25 protein-coding genes are annotated in these 24,136 nt (G+C 65.5%); 12 read left to right on the forward strand and 13 right to left on the reverse strand.

Going from position 1 to position 24,136, the window contains the following annotated elements; translation table 11 throughout:
- The first annotated feature begins 259 nt into the window (after positions 1 to 259).
- Genes CT676_RS04185 through CT676_RS04195 form a run of 3 tightly spaced genes read left to right on the forward strand, consistent with a single transcriptional unit; the run spans position 260 to position 3,085 of the window.
- Positions 260 to 967: a Tim44/TimA family putative adaptor protein gene (locus CT676_RS04185; protein ID WP_063980275.1), complete on the forward strand. Its 708-nt coding sequence runs from the start codon at positions 260 to 262 to the stop codon at positions 965 to 967.
- Positions 945 to 2,498 (forward strand): MltA domain-containing protein, encoded by a 1,554-nt coding sequence (locus CT676_RS04190; protein ID WP_166347141.1) that lies wholly within the window; start codon positions 945 to 947, stop codon positions 2,496 to 2,498. The genes CT676_RS04185 and CT676_RS04190 overlap by 23 nt, the downstream gene beginning before the upstream one ends.
- Positions 2,495 to 3,085: a Smr/MutS family protein gene (locus CT676_RS04195; protein WP_135213971.1), complete on the forward strand. Its 591-nt coding sequence runs from the start codon at positions 2,495 to 2,497 to the stop codon at positions 3,083 to 3,085. The genes CT676_RS04190 and CT676_RS04195 overlap by 4 nt, the downstream gene beginning before the upstream one ends.
- Here CT676_RS04195 and CT676_RS04200 read toward each other — a convergent pair.
- The 5 genes from CT676_RS04200 to hslV are packed head-to-tail and all read right to left on the reverse strand — an operon-like array spanning position 3,082 to position 7,266.
- On the reverse strand, positions 3,082 to 4,206 hold the full coding sequence (locus tag CT676_RS04200; RefSeq protein ID WP_135213972.1) for a hypothetical protein: 1,125 nt from the start codon (positions 4,204 to 4,206) through the stop codon (positions 3,082 to 3,084). The genes CT676_RS04195 and CT676_RS04200 overlap by 4 nt on opposite strands.
- A gap of 28 nt (positions 4,207 to 4,234) precedes the next feature.
- Positions 4,235 to 5,539: an ATP-dependent protease ATPase subunit HslU gene (gene hslU / locus CT676_RS04205; protein ID WP_063980271.1), complete on the reverse strand. Its 1,305-nt coding sequence runs from the start codon at positions 5,537 to 5,539 to the stop codon at positions 4,235 to 4,237.
- 49 nt (positions 5,540 to 5,588) lie between these two features.
- On the reverse strand, positions 5,589 to 6,206 hold the full coding sequence (locus CT676_RS04210) for a DUF2585 domain-containing protein (protein ID WP_135213973.1): 618 nt from the start codon (positions 6,204 to 6,206) through the stop codon (positions 5,589 to 5,591).
- Positions 6,203 to 6,688: a GNAT family N-acetyltransferase gene (locus tag CT676_RS04215; RefSeq protein ID WP_135213974.1), complete on the reverse strand. Its 486-nt coding sequence runs from the start codon at positions 6,686 to 6,688 to the stop codon at positions 6,203 to 6,205. Before CT676_RS04215 ends, CT676_RS04210 begins: the two co-directional genes overlap by 4 nt.
- Positions 6,689 to 6,705: 17 nt before the next feature.
- Positions 6,706 to 7,266, reverse strand: a complete 561-nt coding sequence (gene hslV, locus CT676_RS04220) for an ATP-dependent protease subunit HslV (protein ID WP_028150159.1) — start codon at positions 7,264 to 7,266, stop codon at positions 6,706 to 6,708.
- Between the two features lie 190 nt (positions 7,267 to 7,456).
- Between hslV and hisB the strand changes: the two genes are divergently transcribed.
- From hisB to coaA, 7 genes are all read left to right on the forward strand, one after another.
- Complete coding sequence (gene hisB, locus CT676_RS04225) at positions 7,457 to 8,050, forward strand: imidazoleglycerol-phosphate dehydratase HisB (protein ID WP_028150158.1); 594 nt, start codon at positions 7,457 to 7,459, stop codon at positions 8,048 to 8,050.
- Positions 8,051 to 8,115: 65 nt separating this feature from the next.
- Positions 8,116 to 8,646: a DUF2628 domain-containing protein gene (locus CT676_RS04230; protein ID WP_028150157.1), complete on the forward strand. Its 531-nt coding sequence runs from the start codon at positions 8,116 to 8,118 to the stop codon at positions 8,644 to 8,646.
- Complete coding sequence (hisH, locus tag CT676_RS04235; protein WP_028150156.1) at positions 8,643 to 9,293, forward strand: imidazole glycerol phosphate synthase subunit HisH; 651 nt, start codon at positions 8,643 to 8,645, stop codon at positions 9,291 to 9,293. Before CT676_RS04230 ends, hisH begins: the two co-directional genes overlap by 4 nt.
- Complete coding sequence (hisA, locus tag CT676_RS04240) at positions 9,290 to 10,027, forward strand: 1-(5-phosphoribosyl)-5-[(5-phosphoribosylamino)methylideneamino]imidazole-4-carboxamide isomerase (protein ID WP_135214101.1); 738 nt, start codon at positions 9,290 to 9,292, stop codon at positions 10,025 to 10,027. The genes hisH and hisA overlap by 4 nt, the downstream gene beginning before the upstream one ends.
- Positions 10,028 to 10,037: 10 nt before the next feature.
- Entirely contained in the window at positions 10,038 to 10,811 is a 774-nt protein-coding gene (gene hisF / locus CT676_RS04245) for an imidazole glycerol phosphate synthase subunit HisF (RefSeq protein ID WP_135213975.1), read from the forward strand.
- 78 nt (positions 10,812 to 10,889) lie between these two features.
- On the forward strand, positions 10,890 to 11,210 hold the full coding sequence (locus tag CT676_RS04250) for a phosphoribosyl-ATP diphosphatase (protein ID WP_028150153.1): 321 nt from the start codon (positions 10,890 to 10,892) through the stop codon (positions 11,208 to 11,210).
- A 25-nt stretch (positions 11,211 to 11,235) separates the two neighbouring features.
- Complete coding sequence (gene coaA / locus CT676_RS04255) at positions 11,236 to 12,192, forward strand: type I pantothenate kinase (RefSeq protein WP_028150152.1); 957 nt, start codon at positions 11,236 to 11,238, stop codon at positions 12,190 to 12,192.
- A 275-nt stretch (positions 12,193 to 12,467) separates the two neighbouring features.
- Here the strand turns inward: coaA and CT676_RS04260 are convergent, their stop codons facing one another.
- The 3 genes from CT676_RS04260 to CT676_RS04270 all read right to left on the reverse strand — a co-directional run bounded on the left by CT676_RS04260 (position 12,468) and on the right by CT676_RS04270 (position 16,944).
- Positions 12,468 to 14,702 (reverse strand): ATP-binding protein, encoded by a 2,235-nt coding sequence (locus CT676_RS04260; protein ID WP_135213976.1) that lies wholly within the window; start codon positions 14,700 to 14,702, stop codon positions 12,468 to 12,470.
- A 119-nt stretch (positions 14,703 to 14,821) separates the two neighbouring features.
- Positions 14,822 to 15,295 carry a hypothetical protein gene (locus CT676_RS04265; protein WP_135213977.1) on the reverse strand — a complete coding sequence of 158 codons (474 nt, stop codon included), beginning with the start codon at positions 15,293 to 15,295 and terminating at the stop codon, positions 14,822 to 14,824.
- 110 nt (positions 15,296 to 15,405) lie between these two features.
- On the reverse strand, positions 15,406 to 16,944 hold the full coding sequence (locus tag CT676_RS04270; protein ID WP_135213978.1) for a YifB family Mg chelatase-like AAA ATPase: 1,539 nt from the start codon (positions 16,942 to 16,944) through the stop codon (positions 15,406 to 15,408).
- A 226-nt stretch (positions 16,945 to 17,170) separates the two neighbouring features.
- Here CT676_RS04270 and CT676_RS04275 point away from each other — a divergent pair, with 226 nt between their 5' ends.
- Positions 17,171 to 17,416: a PilZ domain-containing protein gene (locus CT676_RS04275; protein WP_027534981.1), complete on the forward strand. Its 246-nt coding sequence runs from the start codon at positions 17,171 to 17,173 to the stop codon at positions 17,414 to 17,416.
- A gap of 79 nt (positions 17,417 to 17,495) precedes the next feature.
- Positions 17,496 to 18,269 (forward strand): tetratricopeptide repeat protein, encoded by a 774-nt coding sequence (locus CT676_RS04280; protein ID WP_135213979.1) that lies wholly within the window; start codon positions 17,496 to 17,498, stop codon positions 18,267 to 18,269.
- 80 nt (positions 18,270 to 18,349) lie between these two features.
- On the opposite strand, the gene CT676_RS04285 is transcribed toward CT676_RS04280, so the two are convergent.
- The 5 genes from CT676_RS04285 to gshB all read right to left on the reverse strand — a co-directional run bounded on the left by CT676_RS04285 (position 18,350) and on the right by gshB (position 24,131).
- Complete coding sequence (locus CT676_RS04285) at positions 18,350 to 19,642, reverse strand: AAA family ATPase (protein WP_063980258.1); 1,293 nt, start codon at positions 19,640 to 19,642, stop codon at positions 18,350 to 18,352.
- A complete protein-coding gene (locus CT676_RS04290) occupies positions 19,639 to 20,373 on the reverse strand; it encodes a CpaD family pilus assembly protein (protein WP_063980257.1) in 735 nt (244 codons plus the stop codon). Before CT676_RS04290 ends, CT676_RS04285 begins: the two co-directional genes overlap by 4 nt.
- Positions 20,374 to 20,425: 52 nt before the next feature.
- The gene (locus tag CT676_RS04295) at positions 20,426 to 21,943 is read right to left on the reverse strand and encodes a type II and III secretion system protein family protein (RefSeq protein WP_135213980.1); all 1,518 of its coding nucleotides are present in this window, start codon (positions 21,941 to 21,943) and stop codon (positions 20,426 to 20,428) included.
- Positions 21,944 to 21,956: 13 nt separating this feature from the next.
- Positions 21,957 to 22,772, reverse strand: a complete 816-nt coding sequence (gene cpaB / locus CT676_RS04300; protein WP_135213981.1) for a Flp pilus assembly protein CpaB — start codon at positions 22,770 to 22,772, stop codon at positions 21,957 to 21,959.
- A 414-nt stretch (positions 22,773 to 23,186) separates the two neighbouring features.
- Positions 23,187 to 24,131: a glutathione synthase gene (gene gshB, locus CT676_RS04305; RefSeq protein ID WP_135213982.1), complete on the reverse strand. Its 945-nt coding sequence runs from the start codon at positions 24,129 to 24,131 to the stop codon at positions 23,187 to 23,189.
- Between the last annotated feature and the right edge of the window lie 5 nt (positions 24,132 to 24,136).

The following is a 24,136-nucleotide window of genomic DNA, read 5'->3' on the forward strand; positions in this document are numbered from 1 at the left end:
TAAACGATTGAAGATGCGCGATTTCCGGGCAGGATCGGGTTTCCCCTTAAGCATAAAACGCGCTACACTCGGCGCTGTGCCAAAAGGCGCCATTGGCCGGGCAAGATTTCGTGCCTACATCCCGAGGACCAGACGCGCGGACCTAAAATGGTGATGTAGACTTGCCGTTCCCGTATGGAACGGTCTACTGGCCGGATTGATTTTCCCGGCGACGACCCGAGACGGCCCCTTTCAGCGAAGACCAGAAAGCGAATACGACGTGGACATCTACACCATCATCTTCCTGGCGCTGGCGGTCTTCATCTTTCTGAGGCTGCGCAGCGTGCTGGGACAGCGGACGGGTAACGAGCGGCCGCCGTTCGACCGCACCGCCGCCCGCAATGCGCTGGGGGGTGCCCAGGACAAGAACGTCGTGACCATGCCGGGCAAGGTGATCGACCAGGCCCCGCTGGCGCCGACCGCCGAGCCGGCTCCGCCCTCCGACCGCTGGAAGGGCCTGACCGAGCCGGGCACCGCGCTCGCCCAGGGTCTCGATGCCATCGTCGACAAGGATTCCACCTTCGACCCGCGCCATTTCATCTCGGGCGCCCGCGGCGCTTATGAGATGATCGTGCTGGCCTTTGCCAATGGCGACCGCCGCGCGTTGCGCGACCTGCTGTCGTCGGAGGTCTATGACAGCTTCGACGCCGCCATCAAGGAACGCGAGAAGTATGAGCAGAAGACCGAGACGCGTTTCGTCTCGATCGACAAGGCCGAGCTCGTCGGCGCCGAGCTGCGGGACCGCACGGCTCAGCTCACCATACGATTCGTCTCGCAGATGATCTCGGCCACCCGCGACAAGAGCGGCAATATCGTCGACGGTAGTGCGGACACGGTCGCCGACATCACCGACATCTGGACCTTCGCCCGCGATATCACCTCTCGCGATCCAAACTGGAAGCTGGTTGGCACCGGAAGCGCGAATTAAGAATTTCCTGAAGAACAGCGCGACGGCGCTTTGCGCAGGTGCCGTCGTGCTGTCGTCGTTTTCGCTCGGCGCCGAAGCGGCGCGGCGTCACTACCGCAGCCATCACCATCATCTCCCGGCACTTGCCGCCGCCCCGCCGCGCGCCTTGCCCTATCCGCAGCTCCCTTTGCCGTTCGAAATCCCCGGTGCGCAATATCTGCCGCTGACCTGGACGGACGTGAAAGGCTGGAGCGACGACGACCATCTGGCCGCCTACAAGACGTTCCGCGCGAGCTGCCGGACGATCAACGCGCAGACCGGTGCGGCCGAACCGAAGGCGCTTGGCGGCTCGCTGAGCGAGCCCTGCCGGGCCGCCAAGTCGCTCGAGCTCACCGACGACGCCAAAGCCAGGACCTTCTTCGAGGAGAATTTCGCGCCGCTGCGGATCTCGCGCCTCGGCGAACCCGACGGTTTCGTCACCGGCTATTACGAACCGGTGCTGGAGGGATCGCGGACGCAGACCGACGCCTTCAACGTGCCGGTCTATCGTCGCCCGTCGAACCTGTTTGTGCGCGGCTACAAGCAGGACTCGGTCAGCCTGCCCAACAAGGGCCCGGTCTATCGCAAGATCGGCCGCCGCAAGCTGGTGCCCTATTACGATCGCGGCGAGATCGAGGACGGCAAGATCGCCGGCCGCGGGCTGGAGATCGCCTGGCTGAAGGACCCGACCGATCTGCTGTTCGCCCAGATCCAGGGCTCGGCGCGGATCAAGTTCGACGACGGCGGCACGGTCCGGCTGAATTACGACGCCTATAACGGCTATCCCTACACGGCCGTCGGTCGTGTCCTGATCGAGCGCGGCATCATTCCGAAGGAGGAGATGTCGATGCAGAAGATCAGGGAGTGGATGGCGCAGAACCCCGATGGCGCCAAGGATCTGCGCCGCCAGAACCGCTCCTACATCTTCTTCCGCGAGGTCAATCTGTCCGACAAGGAAGAAGCAGTGGGTGCGCAGGGCATTCCGCTGACTGCCGGCCGCTCGATCGCGGTCGACAAGGCGCTGCACGTCTACGGCACGCCGTTCTTCATCGAGGGCGAGCTTCCGATCGATTCCGAACGCTCCAAGACGCCGTTCCACCGGCTGATGATCGCGCAGGACACCGGCTCGGCCATCATCGGTCCCGCGCGCGCCGATCTCTATTTCGGCGCCGGCGCGGATGCCGGCCGCGTCTCGGGACGGCTGCGCCATCCCATGCACTTCGTCATGTTGGTGCCGAAGGGCCTCGATCCCACGGTGCGCGCCGCGAAGTTGCCGGTGCCGGACCCGCGTCCCTCGGAGAAGATCGCAAAGCTGTTTCCGCAGACCGATCCTGCCAAGGATTCGGCCAAGGATCAGACCAAGCCGGCGGCTCCGTCCGCAGCCGTGGCGCAAGGTAAGGGTGAGACCGTCGCCGTTGCCAATCCGGTCCCGTTGCCGGTGCCGCGTCCCGTGATAGAGCCCGTTCAGGAGCCGCGGCGGCCAGTCAAGAATCGTCCCCATCGGCAGCAATGAAGCGATCGTCCCGTCCGCCCGTGCTGGAGCCTCGTCCCTCGCCGCGCCGCCGTGCGCTGAGCGAGGAGGAGCGCGCGCTGTGGGATGCGGTCGCAAAACAGGTCAAGCCGCTGCGGAAGCATCGCGTGGCAAAGGCGCATGCCCCGCCGCGCACTGAGCCTTCACCGGCAGCGCCGGCCACGCGATCTGCGCCATCGCCACGGCCGATCGCTGCCGCGACGGCTGTGCGGGTGGCAAAGCCGGCCATGCCGCCGCTGGCACCGCTGGGCAAGCGCGAGCGCACAAAATTGTCGCGCGGCCGTAGTGAGATCGAGGCGCGGCTCGATCTGCACGGCATGACCCAGATACGCGCCCACCGGGCCCTGACCGGCTTCCTGCACCGCGCCCATCACGACGGCCTGACCTTCGTGCTCGTCATCACCGGCAAGGGACGGAGCGGCGGCGAAAGCGGCGTGCTCCGCCGCCAGGTGCCGGAATGGCTGAGCCTGCCGGAATTCCGCGCCTTCGTCGTCGGCTTCGAGGAGGCGCATATCGGCCACGGCGGCGAGGGCGCGCTCTATGTGCGGATACGCCGGGCGAGGTATTAGAACGGCCGGACGATTCCGACGCGCGGGATCAGCGTGAGGATCAGGCCGAAGATATTTGTCTTCTGATCCTCCGACGCGATCAGCGGTGCATTGTATTTGGCCGGCAGCATCTTCACCGCATGCAGGATCAGGAACAGGCAGACCGCCCAGTTCGAGATCCAGCGCGAATAGTCGAACACCATCGCGAACATCACGAGATAGGCGAGGCTGATGCCGATCAGCGCCGCGACGACGAGGCGCCGGTGCATGTCATCCGCGAGCGCGCCGATCAGGCCGGCGAAATAGCGCCAGAGTGGCGTGTGCAGCCAGATCAGCAGGGCGAACACCGGCACGCCGAGGATGTTGTGCGGCAGGCGGCCCCAGGTATCCGAAACCTCCTTCGCCAGCGGCTGGTACCAGATGTAGGCGAATTGCAGCAGGTCGGTCCGCGCCGGATCGGCCATCCGGGTCTTCAGATACGCAACGAAATCCGCTTCCGGGATCGGCATCGTTCCCAGGAATTGCGCGGCGAAGAACAGCGCGCTCACGCCAAGCAGCGCGACCAAACCGAACGCGACATTCGCTCTGGTGGCGCTGTAAGCGAGGTAGTGCCTGATCACGACGATGGTGACGATCGTCGGCACATACATCAGCAGATGAATGTGGTGGATCAGCACGAGGACGATCGCGAACAGCGCGGCCGTTGCGACGAACAGCAACGAGCCTGCCGGCATCAGCAGCAGGATGATCGCCAGTGCGCAGCCATAGATGTCGAAATGGCCGAGCGTGTGCATGAAGTTCTTGAGAAAGAACGGCGAGCCCGCGATGAAGACGAACAGCGGCAGCGTTCTCGCGGTGAAGCCGAACGTTTTCTGGAATAGCCTTGCGTACAGCCCCAGCGTCACCAGCCACGTCGCTCCGCCGAGCGCGAACACCAGCCAAACCGGCACCTTGTCCGTGAACAGCGCGACGATGGCGCCGATCAGTGCGCGCTTGATGAAGCCGAAATGATAGTCGACGAGGAGGTGGATGTAGGGGACGTAAGGCGGCAGCTGGATCTTGTGGACGAACACGCCGACGATGACCGCGGCGTTGATCGCGAGCAGGAGACGCCAGGGATTTTGCAGGATATTTGCGGTCACGCCGCATCCATAGCGTGGCCGCGCGGAATTACAAAATGAACCGGCTCAGATCGGCGTTCTTGGCGAGGTCGCCGACGTGCTTCTGCACGAAATCCGCATCGACCTTGACGGTCTCGCCGCTGCGGTCGGGGGCGGTGAAGGAGATTTCGTCCAGCACCCGTTCCATCACGGTCTGGAGCCGCCGCGCGCCGATGTTCTCGACGGTGGAATTGACGGCGACCGCGACGTCGGCCAGCGCGTCGATGGCGTCGGCGGTGATGTCGAGCGTCACGCCCTCGGTCTGCAGCAACGCGATATATTGCTTGATCAGCGAGGCCTCGGGCTCGGTCAGGATGCGCCGCATGTCGTCGCGGGTCAGTGCCTGCAGTTCGACGCGGATCGGCAGGCGGCCCTGCAATTCGGGCAACAGGTCGGACGGCTTCGCGACGTGGAAGGCGCCGGACGCGATGAACAGGATGTGATCGGTCTTCACCGCGCCGTGCTTGGTCGAGACCGTGGTGCCTTCGATCAGCGGCAACAGGTCACGCTGCACGCCCTCGCGCGAGACGTCGCCGCCGACCCGGCCGTCGCGCGCGCAGATCTTGTCGATCTCGTCCAGGAACACGATGCCGTTGTTCTCGACCGCGCTGATCGCCTCCAGCGTGAGCTGGTCGGTATCCAGCAGCTTGTCGGATTCCTCATTGACGAGGATCTCGTGCGAGTTCTCCACCGTCAGGCGCCGCGTCTTGCTGCGGCCACCCAGCTTGCCGAAGATGTCGCCGAGCGACACCGCGCCCATCTGCGCGCCAGGCATGCCCGGGATCTCGAACATCGGCATGCCGCCGCCCGAGGACTGCGTCTCGATCTCGATTTCCTTGTCGTTGAGCTCGCCGGCGCGCAGCTTCTTGCGGAACGATTCGCGCGTTGCCTGGCTGGAATTGGCGCCGACCAGCGCGTCGAGCACGCGCTCCTCGGCGGCGAGCTGCGCGCGTGCCTGCACGTCCTTGCGCTTGCGCTCACGCACCTGGGCGATCGCGACCTCGACGAGATCGCGCACGATCTGCTCGACGTCGCGGCCGACATAGCCGACCTCGGTGAATTTCGTCGCTTCCACCTTCAGGAACGGCGCGTTCGCGAGCTTGGCGAGCCGTCGCGCGATCTCCGTCTTGCCGACGCCGGTGGGGCCGATCATCAAGATGTTCTTCGGGAGTACCTCTTCGCGCAAGGAGCCGGAGAGCTGCTGCCGCCGCCAGCGGTTGCGCAGCGCGATCGAGACCGCGCGCTTGGCATCGGCCTGGCCGACGATGAAACGGTCGAGTTCGGAGACGATTTCGCGGGGAGAGAAGTCTGTCATGGGACCTTAGCTAGGATCAGATGCGGGTCGGGACAAGCCGCATTTTACGTCAGATGATGGGCGGGCCCGATTGCCACTGTTTCACGGCGTCGATCGGATGGATCAGCATCAGGATATTGAGCGTCAGATTGTCGCGAATGTGAAGCGCGAGCATGATCTCGAAGGCGAGCCCGAGCAGGACGGTCACCGAGACTGGCAGCACGCGCGCGGCGAGGAACCCCATCATCATGGCCAGATTGTCAGAAATCGAATTGACGATGCTGTCGCCGAAATAATCCAGCGAGATCGTGCCGGCACGGTAGCGTTCGATGATGAAGGGCGAGTTCTCGACGATCTCCCAGGTGCCTTCGATCAGCATGGCGACGATCAGCCGTGCCGGCCAGGACAGTTGTAGGAAGGGCAGGCGCGCGAACAGCAGCCAGGTCAAGCCGTAGAACAGGAAGCCATGCAGGATGTGAGAGAAGGTGTACCAGTCCGTGATGTGCTGCGAATTTTCGGAGCTGTTCACCACGCCATGCCAGAGCTTTACATAGCCGCAGGTGCAGATCGGCACCCGTCCCATCGCGAACAGGATCGAGGCCTGCAGCGCCAGCAGCAGCAGTGCGATGCCGACCCAGGCGAACGGCGGTACGGCGACCTTGCTCTCGTGCGTGCTCATCAGCGTCACGGCTCGCGCACCATCAGCAGCGCCGTCCCGTCCGGCGTCTCAACCATGCGGTCGCGGACGAAGCCGGCCTTCTCATAGGCGCGCACGGCACGTGCGTTGAGCGGATCGGGATCGGTGACGATGCGTGGCAGGCCCTGCCGCAACTGGCCGTCGACGAACTGGCGGATGAACGCGGAGCCGTGGCCGCGCGCGATCATGTCGCTTTCGCCGATGAACTGGTCGATCCCACGGGTGCCCTCCGGTTGCGGCCCAAAGCCGGTATTCCAGGCTGTCAGGCGATAGCATTGAAGATAGCCGAACGGGTGGGTGCCGGCCAACACGATGAACTGGTCCATCGCCGGCTCATCGAGATCGCCGCCCACGAGCGCAAACTGCTCGTCCGGATCGCCCCACCATTCCCGCACATGCGCCTCGCCCAGCCACCGCCGGATCAGCGGCAAATCGGCCGTGCTCATCGGGCGGAAGGTGTAGGCGGGCGCCATGTCCTGTTCGGTCTGGCCTAGCCGGTCGCCAGGCTTTCGATGGTCAGATTGCGGTTGGTGTAGACGCAGATGTCGGCGGCGATATCGAGGGAGCGGCGGACGATGGTCTCGGCATCCTTGTCGGTGTCGATCAGGGCCCGCGCGGCGGCCAGGGCGTAATTGCCGCCGGAGCCGATCGCCATGACCCCGGCCTCGGGCTCCAGCACGTCGCCGGTGCCTGTCAGCACCAGGGAGACGTCCTTGTCGGCCACGATCATCATGGCCTCCAGGCGGCGCAGATAGCGGTCGGTCCGCCAGTCCTTGGCGAGCTCCACCGCGGCCCGGGTCAGCTGCCCCGGATACTGCTCGAGCTTGGATTCGAGCCGCTCAAAGAGCGTGAAGGCGTCAGCCGTGGCGCCGGCAAAGCCGCCGATGACGTCGCCCTTGCCGAGTTTTCGCACCTTCTTGGCGTTGGACTTGATCACGGTCTGGCCGATCGAGACCTGGCCGTCGCCGCCGATCACCACCTTGCCGCCCTTGCGGACCGTCAAAATCGTGGTGCCGTGCCAGCCCGGCGCGCTGTTCTGGGAGTCCTGCATCAAATACCTCGTTGTCGGACCTGATTTAGGCGGTCGGGACCGACCGTACAACGGGCCGCTCCGGGCCCATTTCGCTCACCATAGGCAGAAGTAGAGGCCCGGCCAGCCGTTCCCGCAGTAGCGAAGGCGTCATTTGACTGTTAAAAGACCGCCGTTTTCGGTCCAAAACCAGAATGGAAACCGCTTTTCAATGCGCACCGCGACGATCAAGCGCAAGACCAAGGAAACCGACATCGAGGTCACCGTGAACCTCGATGGCACCGGCGTGTCCAATATCGCGACCGGCATCGGCTTTTTCGACCATATGCTCGATCTCCTCGCCCGCCATTCCCGCATCGACCTCACGGTCAAGGCGGTCGGCGATTTGCACATTGATCATCACCATACCACCGAAGACACCGGCATCGCGCTCGGCCAGGCGGTCAAGCAGGCGCTCGGCAACATGGCGGGCATCACCCGCTATGCCGGCGTGCACATGCCCATGGACGAGACGCTGTCGCGCGTGGTCATCGACATCTCGGGCCGTCCGTTCCTGGTGTTCAAGGCCGACTTCCCCCGCGACAAGATCGGCGAGTTCGATACCGAGCTGGTGCGCGAGTGGTTCCAGGCCTTCGCCATGAACGCCGGCGTGACTCTCCACGTCGAGACCCTATATGGCGATAACAGCCACCATATCGCCGAGTCCTGCTTCAAGGGCCTGGCGCGGGCGCTGCGCACTGCCGTCGCGATCGATCCGAAGGCTGTGGGCGAAATCCCGTCCACCAAGGGCTCGCTCGGCGGTTGACGTCTTTCGGCCCGCGGCACGCGCCGCTTGCGGTATCACTGAATTCCTAGGAACGGGGCATCACCATGCCTGTCTACACAGTTCATGCTCCCTCCCCTGCCGGAGCCGATCTGCGCGCGACTGACAAGTTCGTCTTCGTGCGCGACGGTTTTCATTTCTGGGCGATGGTTCTCGGCCCGTTCTGGCTGCTCTGGAACAGGCTCTGGCTGGCGCTGATCGGCTGGGTGATTTTCCTGGCTGCATTCGATGCAGGGCTGCATAGCCTCGGCGTTGGCCGCAGCTCGATCTTCTTGGCCAATATGATCATCGCGGTGCTGATGGGTTTCGAGGCCTCGAGCCTGCGCCGCTGGACGCTGTCGCGCGGCAAGTGGCGCCAGCTCGACGTCGTCATCTCCGACGACGAGGACACCGCCGAGCGGCGGTTCTTCGAGCGCTGGAGCCAGAAGCAGCGCGGCATCGTCAACGATCAATGGGCCGTCGATCGCGGCGGCCCGCCGCCAACCCGCAATGTGCCGGGTCAGCAATTCTCGAATCCGCCACCGCTGCCGTCGGGCGGCATCATTGGATTGTTTCCAGAACCGGGAGGGTCAAGATGAGCGTCGCGATCATCGATTACGGTTCAGGCAATCTGCATTCCGCCGCCAAGGCGTTCGAGCGCGCCGCGCGCAGCCTGGAGATTCCGCAAAAGGTCTTCGTCACCAGCGATCCGGATCAGGCCTACGGCGCCGACCGTCTGGTGCTGCCGGGCGTCGGCGCCTTCGCCGATTGCCGGCGCGGGCTCGATGCCGTCAACGGCATGGTCGAGGCGATCACTGAAGCGGTGCGTGTCAAGGCGCGGCCCTTCTTTGGTATTTGCGTCGGCATGCAGCTGATGGCGAGCCGCGGCAAGGAACACGTCATCACCGAGGGCCTGAACTGGGTCGGCGGCGACGTCGAGAAGATCATGCCGCGCGACGAGAGCCTGAAGATCCCGCACATGGGCTGGAACACGCTCGACCTGCTGCGCGAGCATCCGGTGCTGGACAGGCTGCCGCTCGGCCCCAAGGGCCAGCACGCCTATTTCGTGCACTCCTACCACCTCAACGCCGCCAACGAGGCGGACGTGCTCGCGCGCGCCGATTACGGTGGACCCGTCACCGCGATCGTCGCGAAGGACACCGCCATCGGCACCCAATTCCACCCCGAGAAGAGCCAGCGTTTCGGCTTGGCCCTGATCTCGAACTTTTTGCGATGGAAACCGTGATTCTCTTTCCCGCTGTTGACCTCAAGAACGGCCAGTGCGTGCGCCTCGAGCAAGGCGACATGGCGCGCGCGACCGTATTCAACCTCAATCCCGCAGCCCAGGCGCAGAGCTTTGTCGAACAAGGCTTCGAGTATCTCCACGTCGTCGATCTCGACGGCGCCTTTGCCGGCAAGCCGGTGAATGCGCAGGCGATCGAGGGGATGCTCAAGACGATCAAGATCCCGGTACAGCTCGGCGGCGGCATTCGCGATCTCGCGACCGTCGAAGCCTGGCTCGACAAGGGCATCACCCGCGTCATCATCGGCACCGCCGCGGTGCGCGACCCTGAACTGGTGAAGGCGGCTGCAAAAAAATTCCCCGGCCGCGTCGCGGTCGGGCTTGATGCCCGTGACGGCAAGGTCGCGGTCGAAGGCTGGGCCGAGACCTCGCAGGTGACGGTGCTGGAGATCGCGCAGCGTTTCGAGGACGCCGGCGTCGCCGCCATCATCTTCACCGACATCGCGCGCGATGGTCTTCTGAAGGGCCTGAATCTCGATGCGACCATTGCGCTGGCAGACAGCATCTCCATCCCCGTGATCGCCTCCGGTGGCCTCGCCTCGATCGAGGACGTCAAGGCGATGCTGACGCCGCGCGCCAGGAAGCTCGCCGGCGCGATCGCCGGCCGCGCGCTTTACGACGGCCGGCTCGATCCCGCCGCCGCCCTCACCTTGATCCGCAACGCGCGCACCGCCTAGGAGCTGACACATGTTCAAGGTGCGCGTGATCCCCTGCCTCGACGTCAAGGACGGCCGGGTCGTCAAGGGCGTCAACTTCGTCGACCTGCGCGATGCCGGCGATCCCGTCGAAGCCGCGATCGCCTATGACGCCGCCGGCGCCGACGAGCTCACCTTCCTCGACATCACCGCGACCCACGAGAACCGCGGCATCATGCTGAACGTGGTCCGGCGTACGGCGGAGGCCTGCTTCATGCCCGTGACCGTCGGTGGCGGCGTGCGCAAGGTTGACGACATCAAGACGCTCCTGCGCGCCGGCGCCGACAAGGTCTCGATCAACAGCGCCGCGGTGTCGCGGCGCGAGTTCGTCAAGGAAGCTGCCGAGAAATTCGGCGAACAATGCGTGGTGGTCGCGATCGACGCCAAGCGGGTCAAGCGTCCGGGCGGCGATCGCTGGGAGATCTTCACCCATGGCGGGCGCAACTCGACCGGCATCGATGCCATCGAATATGCCCAGGAAGTGGTCTCGCTCGGTGCTGGTGAAATCCTGCTCACCTCCATGGACCGCGACGGCACCCGGCAGGGCTTCGACATCCCGCTGACCCGGGCGATCGCCGACAGCGTTCCCGTTCCCGTGATCGCCTCGGGCGGCGTCGGCAATCTCGATCATCTCGTCGACGGTATCCGCGACGGCCACGCCACGGCTGTGCTGGCTGCCTCGATCTTCCATTTCGGGGAATTCACCATTCGCGAAGCCAAGGAGCACATGGCCCGGCGCGGACTGGCCATGCGCCTCGATGCCTGACGACTCCCGATCATAAAAATGCTACATAGGCCTGCGGGGAATGGCCTCCGTGGCCTTGTGTGTTTCTGAGTAATTCCGATGTCGCGTTTCACGATCCACGATCTGGCCGACACCATCGACGCCCGCGCGGCGGCCGGCGGCGAGGCGTCCTATACCCGCAAGCTCCTGGACAAGGGCGCCGAGCATTGCGCCAAGAAGTTCGGCGAGGAGGCAGTCGAAACCGTAATCGCAGCAGTCGAAAACGATCGCGCGCATCTGATCGCTGAAAGTGCCGACCTGCTCTATCACTTCCTTGTGCTGCTCAAGGCCCGCGGCGTAAAGCTGGAGGAGGTCGAGGCCGCGCTGGACAAGCGGACGAATATGTCCGGATTGGAAGAAAAGGCGTCCCGCAAGGGTTAGTAGATCCCAACGGAAAGGTCGCGTCATGGATATCCGCGCACCCGAGCAGCAGTATAATCCGTACCGCGTCTATACGCGCGAGCAGTGGTCGCGACTGCGCGACGACACGCCGATGACGCTGGAGCCCGGCGAGTTCGACCGGCTGCGCTCGCTGCACGATCGCCTGGACTTGCAGGAGGTCGAGGACATCTACCTGCCGCTGTCGCGCCTCCTGTCGATCTATGTCGATGCGATGCAGCGCCTGTATTACGCGGAGCGCCAGTTCCTCAACATCCGCGACCGCAAGATGCCCTACATCATCGGCGTCGCCGGTTCGGTCGCGGTCGGAAAATCCACCACGGCCCGCGTGCTTCAGGCGCTGCTGGCGCGCTGGTCGCCGCGTCCGAAGGTCGAGCTGATCACCACCGACGGATTTCTGTATCCCAACGCCGTGCTGGAGCGGCAGGGCATCATGCAGAAGAAGGGTTTTCCGGAGAGCTACGACCTGCCGCTGCTGCTCAGCTTCCTCTCCGACATCAAGGCCGGCCGCCGCCACGTGCGCGCGCCGGTCTATTCGCATCTGACCTACGACATCGTGCCGAACCAGTGGGCCGAGATCGACCAGCCCGACATCCTGATCGTCGAGGGCGTCAACGTGCTGCAGACCGGCAAGCTGCCGCGCGACGGCAAGGCGGTGCCCGTGGTCTCCGACTTCTTCGATTTCTCGGTCTATATCGACGCCGACGAGGCGGCGCTGCGGCAATGGTACATCAAGCGCTTCCTGGCGCTGCGTGACACCGCGTTCACCAATCCAAAATCCTACTTCAACCGCTACGCGCTGTTGTCGGACGAGGAAGCCACCGCCACCGCCATCGCGATCTGGGAACGCACCAACCTCGCCAATCTCGAGGACAACATCCTTCCGACCCGCCCCCGCGCGACGCTGATCCTGAAGAAGGGCGCCGACCACACGGTGGCGAGCGTGGCGCTGCGACGGCTATAGGCCGCGGTATCGTCGGGTGGGCAAAGGCGCGAAGCGCGCTGTGCCCACCGTCTATCTGCATTGTCGAATGTGAATGGTGGGCACGCGGAGCCTGTCATCGGGCGCGCATTCGCGCGACCCGTTGGCTTTGCCCACCCTACGGCATTGGTGATTGGCGCACGCCTGCAGCCACATCATCATTGCGAGCGCAGCGAAGCAATCCAGAATCTTTCCGCGGAGGGATTCTGGATTGCTTCGTCGCAAGGGCTCCTCGCAATGACGGAGGAGAGACCTTCCTACACCGCCAGATGCCGCGCCGCCGCCAGCCCGGCCAGCGCCTCGTCCAGCTTGTCGCGATCGAGCGGCTTGATCAGAAACCCGTTCATGCCCGCCTCGAAACAGGCATAGCGATCCTCCACCAGCGTATTGGCGGTGAGCGCGAGGATCGGCGTGTGGTGGCCGCCTTTGGCTGCCTCATGCGTGCGGATGCGTTTTGTCGCCTCGATGCCGTCGAGTTGCGGCATCTGGATATCCATCAGCACGAGATCGTAGGGCGTGCCGGCGGATGACGCGGCGAGCCAGGATTCCAGCGCCGCCTCGCCATGAACGGCGATGACGACGCGGTGGCCGAGCTTGGTCAGCAGCGAGCGCATCAGCAGCGCGTTGATCTCGTTGTCTTCGGCGACGAGGATCGACAGGCCCTTTGCCGCTACGACGCCGGCGGGGGAGGCGGCCGGCGGCTCCGGCGCCAGTTCGGGCGAGGCGACCTCCGGCGTCAGCGCGAGACGCGCCGCGAGCGAAGCCGCGCGCAGCGGCTTGATCAGGAAGCCGGTGAAGGAAGCTGAAAATGTCTCGTGACGCGAGCTCGACGTCAGCAGCACCAGCCGCTGCGTCGCATGCTTGCGCGCGACCTCGCCGAGATGGTCGGCGATGGCGGCGCAGATCGCACGATCGACCAGCACCGCATGCCATGAGCGCTCCGGCAGCAGCGCCTCTGCGACGGCTCCATCCGAGACGAGGCAGATCTGTCCGCCCCAGCGCTCCAGCCGCCGCGCGATCAGCGAGGCCTCGATGCCGTCGGCGATCAGGAGGATCGACTTGCCGGTGAGGTCAGGGCTTGGGAACGCCGTCTGTCCCGCGCCGGATTGCGATGGCGCAAGCGGAATCGCGACCTCGAAGGTCGAGCCCTTGCCCGGCTCGCTCTCCAGGGTGATGCGGCCGCCCATGCGCTTGACGATGCGCTCGCTGATGGCAAGGCCGAGCCCGGTGCCGCCATAGGTGCGGGCGACGCGCTCGTCGGCCTGCTCGAACTCGCGGAAGATGCGCGTTCGCACCTCGGGGGCGATGCCGATGCCGGTGTCGCGCACCAGAAAACTGATCTCGTTCGGCCAGATGCCGGGTTCGACGATCAGCGCGACGCCGCCGGTCGCGGTGAACTTGATGGCGTTGCCAGCGAGGTTGAGCAGCACCTGGCGCAACCGCGCGGCATCGCCGACGACCTCGAGCGGCAGGCGCTCGTCGACATAGGCGGCGATCTCGAGCGTCTTTGCCTGCGCGCGCGGCGCGAGCAGCTCGGTGATCTCCTCGATCATGGTCGAGAGCGCGAACGGGCGTTGGTCGAGATCGAGCTTGCCGGCCTCGATCTTGGAATAGTCGAGCAGCTCCTCGATCAGCGCCATCAGCGCTTCGCCGGAGGTTTTCACCGCCCTGGCATAGGTCGTCTGCTCCGGCGTCAGCGTGGTGTCGAGCAACAGGCCGCCCATGCCGATGATGCCGTTGAGCGGCGTGCGGATCTCATGCGAGGCCATCGCCAGGAAGCGCGACTTGGCGCGGTTGGCGGCATCGGCCTGGTCGCGCGCGTCCGACAGCGCGCGCTCGGTCTCGGTGCGGTCGGTGACGTCGCGTCCGACGCTCTGCAGTTCGGCGGGCTGGCCGGCATCGAGACGGACATAGCCCTCGCGCCAGGCGATCCAGCGCGCGCCGTGCGGGGTGGTGATCCTCTGGTCGTGAATGCGCGTGCCGTTGCTTTCGCGGGCGCTGTCGCCCTGCTCGAGCACGTCGAAATCGAAACGCGTGCCGACCAGCACGCTGCGCGCCTGTCCTGCGAGCGCGCAATAGGCGTCGTTGGCGAAGGTGATGCGGCCCTGGTGGTCGCGCAGCACGATCAGGTCGCCCTGCTGTTCGAACAGGCTGCGCGCGCGTTCTTCCGCCTCCTTCAGTTCCCAATTGCGGTCGATCAGCGTCTCGTTGTGGGCGGCCAGCTTACGCATCCGCTTGTTGACGAAGCGCAGCCGCATGCTGAGCGTGGCAAGGCCAAGGCAGGCGAGCGCGAACAGGAAGCTTGCGCCGACCGCAAACGTATTGGGATCGTAGCCGGAGTTCTCGGAGCGGCTGCCGGAGACGAAGCCATAGGCGCCGCCGAACGTCGCCGAGAAGATCATGAAGGAGCGGATCGCGAACGCGATGCGGGGATGCTGTCGCCTGAAGCGGCGCATGCGCACCTTGATCCGGAACGTCCGATCCATCGCCATCGACCCCGACTCTTGCTCCGAAACCCTGCGTCGCCAATTGCGACGATGTCTCGCCGACCTTGCGAACAGCTTGAGGCTTTGGTTCGGCCTCCAAACAGGGTTGACGAGGTGTTAACGCTTCAGAGCGAGGCGGCCTGGAGCGGGAGCGGGCGGTGGCCGCCATTGGCACCGACGATCAGCGCCGCGGCCTCGCGCTGCGAAAAGGTCTTCGAGCGCACATAGATGCGGTAATCGGCTGGCCCGTCGGTGGACAGGTAAATCACCGGGCCGCCGTCGACCGGCTCCGTGGCAATCGTGACGAGGCGCGTCGCCGGATTGGCCTGACAGGAATCCGTGTCGGAGCCGAGACCGTCGTCCACGACCGCGAAGTCCGCCGCGTCCGGATCGTCGGTGATCTGAACCCGCACCGTGGCTCGCGACAGATCGTCGGTGAAGGCGACATGGACGCCGGCCGTCCAGAACAGGGATGTCAGCTCGACTGAAGTCTCGCCCAGTGCGATGCAGGGATGCGAGACCGATCCGATCTCGCCGCGGGCGAACACCGCGGCCGCCAGCAGGGGAACAACCGAGGCCAGGATCTTGAAACGCAACATGACACTCTACTCGCCCGGGCCCTGTGTGGAACTCATAGGGGAGCGCTTGGGCCTTATGGTTTGCAGAGCGTAAAGGAAACTCGTTACCGCCGGGTTGATGCGCGGAATGATCAGGCCATCTGCCGCACATCCTCCGCGAGTGCGCGGTAGGACAGCGCCTCGGCGAGATGCAGCCGGCCGATCTTGTCGGCGCCGTCGAGATCGGCGAGCGTGCGCGCCACCCGCAGGACGCGATGATAGCCGCGCGCCGACAGCCGCATGGTCTCGGCAGCGTCGCGCAGCAATTTGGCGCCTTGCGCATCCGGCTTGGCGACGTCTTCCAACACTGAGGCCGGTGCCTCGGCATTGGTGCGAACATGCGGCAGGCCCGCATCCGCGTAACGCGCGAGCTGGATGTCGCGCGCGGCTGCCACGCGCGCGGCGACTTCCGCCGAGCCCTCCGCCGCCGGCGGCAGGATCAGATCCGCGGCGGTCACCGCGGGAACCTCGATGCGCAAATCGATGCGGTCCATCAGCGGACCGGAGATGCGCGCCTGGTAGTCGCCGGTGCAGCGGTCGATGCGGCCGCGCTTGCAGGCATAGCCGGGCTCGAACGCATGGCCGCAGCGGCACGGATTCATCGCCGCGACCAGCATGAAGCGCGCAGGATAAGTCACGCGATGATTGGCGCGGGAGACGGAGACCTCACCGTTCTCCAGCGGCTGGCGCAGCGAATCCAGCACGCGCGGATCGAATTCGGGCAGCTCGTCGAGGAACAGCACGCCCTGATGCGCGAGCGAGATCTCGCCGGGTTTTGCGCGAATGCCGCCGCCGGTGAGCGCGGCCATGCTGGCGGAGTGATGCGGCGAGCGGAACGGCCGCCGCGCGGTCAACGCGCCGCCCTCGATCTCGCCGGCAACGGAGGCGATCATGGAGACTTCGAGCAATTCGCCCGGCGACAGCGGTGGCAGGATCGAGGGCAGGCGCGCCGCCAGCATCGACTTGCCGGCACCGGGCGCGCCGATCATGAGCAGGTGATGCCCGCCGGCGGCCGCGATCTCCAGCGCGCGCTTGGCGCTCTCCTGGCCCTTGATGTCGCGCAGGTCGAGCCGGGAGGCGGCGACCCCGTGCACGCGCGGCGTGGGCCGCGACAGCACCTGCGTGCCCTTGAAGTGGTTGGCGATCTGGATCAGCGATTGTGCCGCGACGATCTGGATGTCCGGGCTCGCCCACGCCGCTTCCGAGCCGCAGGCCGCCGGACAGATCAAGCCTTCCTCGCGCACATTGGCGCCGATCGCGGCGGGAAGCACGCCGGCCACCGGCGCGATCGAGCCGTCGAGACCGAGTTCGCCGAGAACGGTAAAACCGGTCAGCGCATCCGGCGGGATCGCGCCGATTGCGGCCATCAGCCCGAGCGCGATCGGCAGGTCGTAATGGCTGCCCTCCTTGGGCAGGTCGGCGGGCGCCAGATTGACGATGATCCGCCGCGCCGGCAGCGCCAGCCCCGAGGCAATCAGCGCCGAGCGAACGCGCTCCCGTGCCTCCGACACCGCCTTGTCGGGCAGGCCGACGATGGCGAACGCAGGGAGGCCGGGCGCGACCTGCACCTGCACGTCGACCGCGCGGGCCTCGATCCCCTCAAAGGCGACGGTAGAAACCCGCTGAACCATGCCCGAACCAGCCTGCCCTCTCGCACAATTAGGGGTAGCAGAGCCCGATCTTTCTTGCAAGAACAATACAAGAACAACCCGAGGGCCCGGAAAACCCTAACCGGTCGTAAACATCACGCAGACACTACGCCTCGAATGCGAGCGGCTCTCATCAGCACATCCCAACGAATGTTCGCTACTCCTAGAGCTGCGGGATGGGCCGTGATCTAACGGGTGAACAATTCAAATGCTTGCAAATCGCCGCAGAAGCGAACGACGGGTGTGCACTCGGCTCGCCAAGATTCACTTTGGCGCGGGCTCGCTGCCGAGGGATTGCACGATCACGGATATCTCGGATGGGGGCGTGAAAGTGGTGGCGGAGTTTCTGGAAGTGCCGCCGCAATTCACCATCATCTTCGCGCCCGATTATTCCCGCCAATGCCGCCTGCGCTGGCGCATCGGCTGCGAATTCGGCGCCGAGTTCACCGATTGAGCCGGACCGGCCAGGTTCCTTAACTGGACTTTAGCGTTAATCGGTAAGCATCACTGATCAGTCGCCGAGTGATCAGAGTATGCCCAAGCGTTCGTCCCTTGCCTCTCCGCCGGCGAGATTCCTGCTTTCCGCGCTCGTGATGCTTGCCCTCGGCGGCTGCCAGACCACGAGTCTGGAGGACATCACCGGCGCGCTCGGTGGCAAGTCGGAAACGGCCGGCAGGGCCGATCCGAAGCCGGACATGGACGCGCTTCGCGAGCGCTATCGCGCCAAGCCTTCCGATCCCAACGTCGCGCTCGAATATGGCATGGCGCTACGCGAGACCGGCCAGCGCGCCCAGGCGGTTGCGGTGATGGAGCAGGCCGTGCTCGCCCATCCCAGCAACAAGGCGCTGCTCGCCGGCTACGGCCGCGCGCTCGCCGACAGCGGCAATTTCCAGCAGGCTTTCGATGTGCTCAGCCGCGCGCATACGCCTGAGGATCCCGACTGGCGCATCCTGTCGGCGCAAGGCGCCGCGCTCGATCAGCTCGGTCGCAACGAAGAGGCGCAGCAATATTATTCGGCAGCGCTGAAGATCGTGCCCGAGGAGCCGCAGGTTCTGTCCAATCTCGGCCTGTCCTACATGCTCCAGAACAATCTGCCGCGGGCCGAGGAAACGCTGCGCCGCGCCTATGAGCGCAATCGCGCCGATTCCCGCGTGCGCGCCAATCTGGCGCTCGTCGTGGGACTGCAGGGAAAGCAGGCCGAGGCCGAGACCATCGTGAAGGCCGACCTGCCGCCGGATCAGGCCGCGGCAAAGGTCACGGCGCTGCGGCAGTTGCTGGCGAAGAAGCAGCAGCGGGCGGAGAAATAGCCCGCCCTCGTCCGGATTCTTCTTTTACGCGTTTTCCTGGCGCGAACCGGTATCCACTTCGCGCGAAAACGCTTTCGCCCTTACGACACCTTGCGATGCGGGGCTGACCCGCGACCCGCCCTGCCCTTGAGCCTCTTCAGGAGCGGCCCGAGCAGCGAGCGCTTCGGCTTCTTCACCTCGCCACGCCCGGCGAGGCGGTTCGCCATGTTCTGGAACAGAAGGGTGGTGCGGTGGTTCTTGGAGACCTCCGCGATCATCTGGCCGTTATTGGCCGCGGTCGAGAACAGTTTCGAGTCGAACGGGATCGCCGCGATCGGCTGGCTCTCCATGGTCTTGGCGAACGCCTTGACGTCGATCTCCGCGCGCTTGTGCATGCCGACCTGGTTGATGCAGTACAGCGGCGGCCGGTCGTTGGGGCGTGCCGCCTTGAGCACGCTCAGCATGTTCCTGGTGTTGCGCAAATTGGCGAGATCGGGTTCGGCCACGATCACGATGTCGTCGGCATTGACGAGCGCGCGGCGCGTCCAGCCCGACCATTGGTGAGGAACGTCGAGCACGATGCAGGGCGTGGTCATGCGCAGCGTGTCGAAGATCGCATCAAAAGCTTCGGCGCCGAAATCGTAGACGCGGTCGAGCGTTGCGGGCGCAGCGAGGAGACTGAGGCGCTCGGTGCATTTGGCGAGCAGGCGCTCCATCAGCGCCGTGTCCGGCCGGTCCTGCGAGAGCACCGCGTTGGCGATGCCCTGCGCCGGGTCCTGGTTGTAGTCGAGGCCAGCGGTGCCGAAGGCGAGGTCGAGATCGATCACGACGGAATCGAGCGCGAGGTCGCGCGCGATGGTCCAGGCCACGTTGTGCGCGACCGTGGACGCACCGACGCCGCCCTTGGCGCCGACCACCGCGATGACGCGGCCGGTGATGATGGCTTCCGAGGCCGAGAACAGGCTGCAGATCGAGCGGACGACGTCGAGGGTTTCGACCGGTCCCACCACGTAGTCGTTGACGCCGCGGCGGACCAGCTCGCGATAGGGTGCGGTGTCGTTGGGGTTGCCGATCACGACCACGCGGGTGCCGGGATCACAGACGCCGGCGAGATCGTCGAGGCCCTCGAGGATATCGCGTGTGCCGTCGGATTCGATCACGATGACGTTCGGCGTCGGCATCGTGTCATAGACTTCGATGGCCGCGGCAAGGCCGCCGCCCTTGGCGGTGAGATGCGCCTTGGCGAGACGGCGATCCTGCCCGGCCGCGGTGATCGCGGCGAGCGTCTGCTCGGTCTCGCAAAAGGCCTGTACCGAGATGCGAGGAACCGGCGCAATGTGGTCCTCGGGGTGCCGCGGGTCGTCCGCTTCTTCGTCGTCGTGAAAACTTGTCATTTGCCGGTGTCGCTGAGTTTGGCCTTTTCGGCCTCGGGATACATGGTCGTGGTCGCCATGCCCTTGCGGTAGCGCTCGAAGGCGATCTCGCGCCGTGCGGTGTAGGCAGGCGTCTCCGCCCTCGGCTGCTCGAGGTCGGCGGGGTTGTCGATCATGGCCGCGAGGTTGCGCTGGCTGGCGCAGCCCAGATTGAAGTACGGCCGGTTCTCGTTGTAGCCGGGGTCGAGGATGTTCGGACCGACGTCTTCCGGCCACAGCCCGCAGGGGCCGGCGACCGCGGCGATCTTCGAATAGCTCAGGCGGATGGTCGGCAGCAGTCCGGGATCCTCGGGGCGATAGGGATGCTGGACGATGGCGCGCGACGGCACGCCGCCGGATGCGAGCACCGACCGGATTTCGTGATAGGTCGCCGCCGCGGCGCGCGAATTCGCAGCGTCGCTCGGCACGTCGACGACGACGGAACCGGTGCCTTCGCGCACCCAGTCCCTGGCAATGCCCGCGACGTCCGCGTGCTGCGCGGTGGAGAGGCCGCCGCGCGCCTTGCCGACGAAGATCACGATCGACTTCTTGGCTTCCTGCACCGCGATCGGGTGGCGCTGGCGATAGTCGGTCGGCACCGTCTGGGTGACGATGTCACCGGTGGTGTTGCAGGCGCCGAGCATGACGGAAAGCCCCGTCAGCGCCAGCGCGATCCGCAGGTTGCGACGTCGATCGGCAATCGTCTTCGTCATCGCTTTGTCCCCTCTTGCCCCGTTTCCTGTCCCGGTCCCCAAACCGTCTGTCTCAGTCGATGATGAAGCCGAAATCGCCGCGGGTGCCTTCGATCGGATCGACGCTGCGCGCGATGCCATAGAGCCGGTTCATGCGGCCGAGCAGCGCCGTCTGCGCGTCCGAGGCCGGCGCAAAGCCGTCGTCGGGCCGCGACAATTCCTTCTGGGCGACCGCGCGCACCACATAGGGCGTCACGATCACCATCAGCTCGGTTTCGTTGTTGACGAAGTCCTGGCTGCGGAACAGCGCGCCGATGATCGGCACCTGGTCGACGCCGGGCAGGCCATTGATCGCCTGCTTGGTCTTCTGCTGGATCAGGCCGGCCATCGCCATCGAGCCCCCGGAGGGAATTTCCAGCGTGGTCTCGGCGCGGCGGGTCTGGACCGAGGGGATGGTGATCGAGTTGCTCGAGGTCGAGGACACCGCCTGCGTCAGCGTGATCGCGTTCGTGTTCGACAGCTCCGAGACCTCGGTCATCACGCGCAGGCTGATACGGCCTTCGCTGAGCACGAGCGGCGTGAAGTTCAGCGAGATGCCGAACTTCTTGTAGGTGACCTGGGTGGTACAGACATGGGTGACCGGATCGCAGGAATAGCCTGCAGGGATCGGGAATTCACCGCCGGCGATGAAGGTGGCGGATTCGCCCGAGATCGCGGTCAGGCTCGGTTCGGCGAGCGTGCGCATGACGCCGGCGCTCTCCATCGCGCGCATCGTGGCGCTGACGGTGGCGACGCCCTTGGCGAGCCCGGCCACGCCGAGCCCGTTGCTGCCGACGATCGGTCCGCCGCTGACCGAGAACGGGTTGGAGTTGTTGAAGTTCACGACCGCAGTGCCGGCATTCAGGCTGGCGCTGAGGTCGACGCCCAGCTGCTTGACGATGTCGCGGCGGACTTCGCCGACGACGACCTTGAGCATCACCTGGTCGCGGCCGCGCACGACGATGTTGTTGACGACCTTGTCAGCGCCGCCAACGAGTTTTGCGGCGACGTCGCCGGCCTGCTGGGCCTCGATCGGGCTCGACACCGAGCCGGTCAGCATCACGCTGTCGCCGACGCCTTCGATCTGCACGCCCGGCAGCGACTGGCGCAGCGCCGTGCGCATGCCGTTGAGATCGCGCTTCACCGCGATGTCGTAGGCGGCAACCTGCTGGCCGTCGGCGGTGAAGAACACGACGTTGGTCTGGCCGACCTGGCCGCCGATGATATAGGCGCGCTGCGACGAGCGGATCACTGCATTGGCGATCTTGGGATCGGCCACCAGCACGTCCTTGACCTCGCGCGGCAGGTCGATGACGACGGACTTGCCGACGCCGAGCGACAGCGAGCGCGTGCGTGCAGGCGCGATGGTCGAAACCGGCGACATGCCGAGATCCGGCGCCTGCATCGGCGCCTGGTCGCCGACCGGCGCATCCGCCGCGCTGACGACGTCGGGGGCTGCGATCAGCCCCAGCATCAGCACCGCCCCCGTCCAGAACGAGCGCGCGCGCTTCCCCCGAATGCGCAGGCCCGTCCGATCATCCCCGTAGTTCATGGTGTCCCCATCATCACTTCTGTGACGTCAGTTGCCGTGCCTGCACCCCGTAGCGGATCACGTTCACGCCGCCGGGCCGCTTGGCCGCCAGGTCTTCGATCGAAATCTCCGACGCGTTGGCATCGGCGATGCTTCGCAACGCGAGCGTCAGCGTGCCGCCCTGGCGCGAGGCCGACAGCGTCGCGACCTGGTCCGGCTTGAGCTCGAGCGTGACGGTCTTGCCGAGCACGGCGTTCTGGCCGTCTTTTTCTTTCGGCGCCTGGTCGATCGCGAGCACACGGATGTTGCTCAGGATGACCTCGGACAGGATCAGGTCGTTGCCGCCGGTCGCGCCGTTGGCGCCATCGGGATTCTTCAGGCGCCGCGTCAGGACGATATCGACGCGGTCGTTCGGCAGGATGAAGCCGCCGGCGCCGGTCTCGGCTGAAATCTCGGTGGAGACGGCCCGCATGCCGGAGGGCAGGATCGCGGCCATGAAGCCCGAGCCCTCGGCCCTCACCAGCTTCTGCTCGCGGATGGGTTCGCCCTGCATCAACGGCACGCGCGCGATCGAGCCTGCGATCTGGGCCTGGGCGTCGGGCCTGCTGTCGCGGCGGATGAAGGCGCTGCTCGCGGTCGCCGCCGGCCAGGACTGCCATTGCAGATCCTCGGGCTTGACGGCTTGGCCGAGTTGGATGTCGTTCTTCGCGATCAGCACCTCGACCGTCGGCAGCTTCTCGGCGACGGGAAGGGCGGGCGCTGGCTTGTTGTCAAAGCCGCTCGCCAGATACGCAGCGACGCCGCCGGCGCCCAGCGCGATGACGAGAACGACAATGCGTGCGGTGTTCATACGCTTCTACTCTTACGCGGGGCACTCGAACCGCACGTGGCGGGTTCCCCTGCGTCGATGAGTAGGGAGTAAAAGTATAAGGGGTGTTGCGAGGCCGAGTGTGATGGCCCGTGACGATGCGCGTTCTGGGCAGATGGTGAACGTCGCGTTATCCGGTCGGCCAGTGGCCCCGTAGATTCACGCAGAGCGGGACGTTCGTTCGAACGATGCGCGCGACGTCATGGTGAATGGGTGGTTAGTCATCGGCGCTTCGCGCAGCGTGCGCGGTAGTCGCTCCTCAGGGTGAGGAGCGTACTTCCTCGTGTTTCAATTGATGTCCGTAGCCCGGATGGAGCGAAGCGCAATCCGGGCTCGTGCAGCGCGTTGTGAGATCCCGGATTTCGCTGCGCTCCATCCGGGCTACGAGTGAGCGCCCTACTTCGCCCGCTTCTGCTCGATCGTGTCCCAGACCTTCGCCGCGACATCAGGTCCGCCGAGCCGCGCGATGGCGCGGATGCCCGTCGGCGATGTCACGTTGATCTCGGTGAGGTTGCCGTTGATGACGTCGATGCCGACGAACAGCAGGCCGTGCTCGCGCAGCGCCGGGCCGACGGTCGCGCAGATCTCGCGCTCGCGTGGCGTGAGCTCGGTCTCCTGCGCGGCGCCGCCACGCACCATGTTGGAGCGGAGGTCGTCGGCGGCCGGCACGCGGTTGACCGCGCCGGCGAACTCGCCGTTGACCAGGATGATGCGCTTGTCGCCGTGCTTCACCTCGGGGATGAACTGCTGGATCACCCACGGCTCCTTGAAGGTGACCGAGAACATGTCGAACAGCGAGCCGAAATTCATGTCCTGCGGCATCACGCGGAACACCGCTGCGCCGCCATGGCCGTGCAGCGGCTTCATCACGACGGCGCCGTGCTTATCCCGGAACGCGTTGATCTCGTCGAGGTCGCGCGAGATCAGCGTCGGCGGCATCAGCTGCGGAAAGTTCATCACAAACAGTTTTTCCGGCGCGTTGCGCACCGAGGCGGGGTCGTTGACCACCAGCGTCTTCGGATGGATGCGCTCAAGAAAGTGCGTCGAGGTGATGTAGGCGAGATCGAACGGCGGATCCTGGCGCAGCAGCACCACGTCGAAGCCGTTGAGCGCTTCGCGCCTGGGCTCGCCCAGCGTGAAGTGATTGCCGGGCTCGTCGCGCACGGTCAGGAGCTGGATGGGCGCGACGATCTCCTCGCCGACCATCGAGAGCTTGTCGGGCGTGTAATAGGACAGGCCGTGGCCGCGCTTCTGCGCCTCCAGGAGCAGTGCAAAGGTGGAATCGCCCTTGATGTTGATACGGGCGATGGGGTCCATCTGGACGGCGACGTTCAGTTTCATGGTCT

It is taken from the genome of Bradyrhizobium sp. MOS001, assembly GCF_004634465.1.
Taxonomy (GTDB): domain Bacteria; phylum Pseudomonadota; class Alphaproteobacteria; order Rhizobiales; family Xanthobacteraceae; genus Bradyrhizobium; species Bradyrhizobium barranii.

Excerpts from the sequence above, each read along its gene's own strand:
- CT676_RS04270 (WP_135213978.1), bottom strand. The coding sequence starts at position 16,944 with ATGGTTCAGCGGGTTTCTACCGTCGCCTTTGAGGGGATCGAGGCCCGC.
- hisF (WP_135213975.1), top strand. The coding sequence starts at position 10,038 with ATGTTCAAGGTGCGCGTGATCCCCTGCCTCGACGTCAAGGACGGCCGG.
- CT676_RS04195 (WP_135213971.1), top strand. The coding sequence starts at position 2,495 with ATGAAGCGATCGTCCCGTCCGCCCGTGCTGGAGCCTCGTCCCTCGCCG.
- gshB (WP_135213982.1), bottom strand. The coding sequence starts at position 24,131 with ATGAAACTGAACGTCGCCGTCCAGATGGACCCCATCGCCCGTATCAAC.
- CT676_RS04285 (WP_063980258.1), bottom strand. The coding sequence starts at position 19,642 with ATGACAAGTTTTCACGACGACGAAGAAGCGGACGACCCGCGGCACCCC.
- hisH (WP_028150156.1), top strand. The coding sequence starts at position 8,643 with ATGAGCGTCGCGATCATCGATTACGGTTCAGGCAATCTGCATTCCGCC.
- CT676_RS04280 (WP_135213979.1), top strand. The coding sequence starts at position 17,496 with ATGCCCAAGCGTTCGTCCCTTGCCTCTCCGCCGGCGAGATTCCTGCTT.
- CT676_RS04215 (WP_135213974.1), bottom strand. The coding sequence starts at position 6,688 with ATGGCGCCCGCCTACACCTTCCGCCCGATGAGCACGGCCGATTTGCCG.
- CT676_RS04230 (WP_028150157.1), top strand. The coding sequence starts at position 8,116 with ATGCCTGTCTACACAGTTCATGCTCCCTCCCCTGCCGGAGCCGATCTG.
- CT676_RS04265 (WP_135213977.1), bottom strand. The coding sequence starts at position 15,295 with ATGTTGCGTTTCAAGATCCTGGCCTCGGTTGTTCCCCTGCTGGCGGCC.
- CT676_RS04295 (WP_135213980.1), bottom strand. The coding sequence starts at position 21,943 with ATGAACTACGGGGATGATCGGACGGGCCTGCGCATTCGGGGGAAGCGC.
- CT676_RS04275 (WP_027534981.1), top strand. The coding sequence starts at position 17,171 with ATGCTTGCAAATCGCCGCAGAAGCGAACGACGGGTGTGCACTCGGCTC.
- cpaB (WP_135213981.1), bottom strand. The coding sequence starts at position 22,772 with ATGAACACCGCACGCATTGTCGTTCTCGTCATCGCGCTGGGCGCCGGC.
- CT676_RS04250 (WP_028150153.1), top strand. The coding sequence starts at position 10,890 with ATGTCGCGTTTCACGATCCACGATCTGGCCGACACCATCGACGCCCGC.
- hisB (WP_028150158.1), top strand. The coding sequence starts at position 7,457 with ATGCGCACCGCGACGATCAAGCGCAAGACCAAGGAAACCGACATCGAG.
- hslU (WP_063980271.1), bottom strand. The coding sequence starts at position 5,539 with ATGACAGACTTCTCTCCCCGCGAAATCGTCTCCGAACTCGACCGTTTC.
- coaA (WP_028150152.1), top strand. The coding sequence starts at position 11,236 with ATGGATATCCGCGCACCCGAGCAGCAGTATAATCCGTACCGCGTCTAT.
- CT676_RS04290 (WP_063980257.1), bottom strand. The coding sequence starts at position 20,373 with ATGACGAAGACGATTGCCGATCGACGTCGCAACCTGCGGATCGCGCTG.
- hslV (WP_028150159.1), bottom strand. The coding sequence starts at position 7,266 with ATGCAGGACTCCCAGAACAGCGCGCCGGGCTGGCACGGCACCACGATT.
- CT676_RS04260 (WP_135213976.1), bottom strand. The coding sequence starts at position 14,702 with ATGGCGATGGATCGGACGTTCCGGATCAAGGTGCGCATGCGCCGCTTC.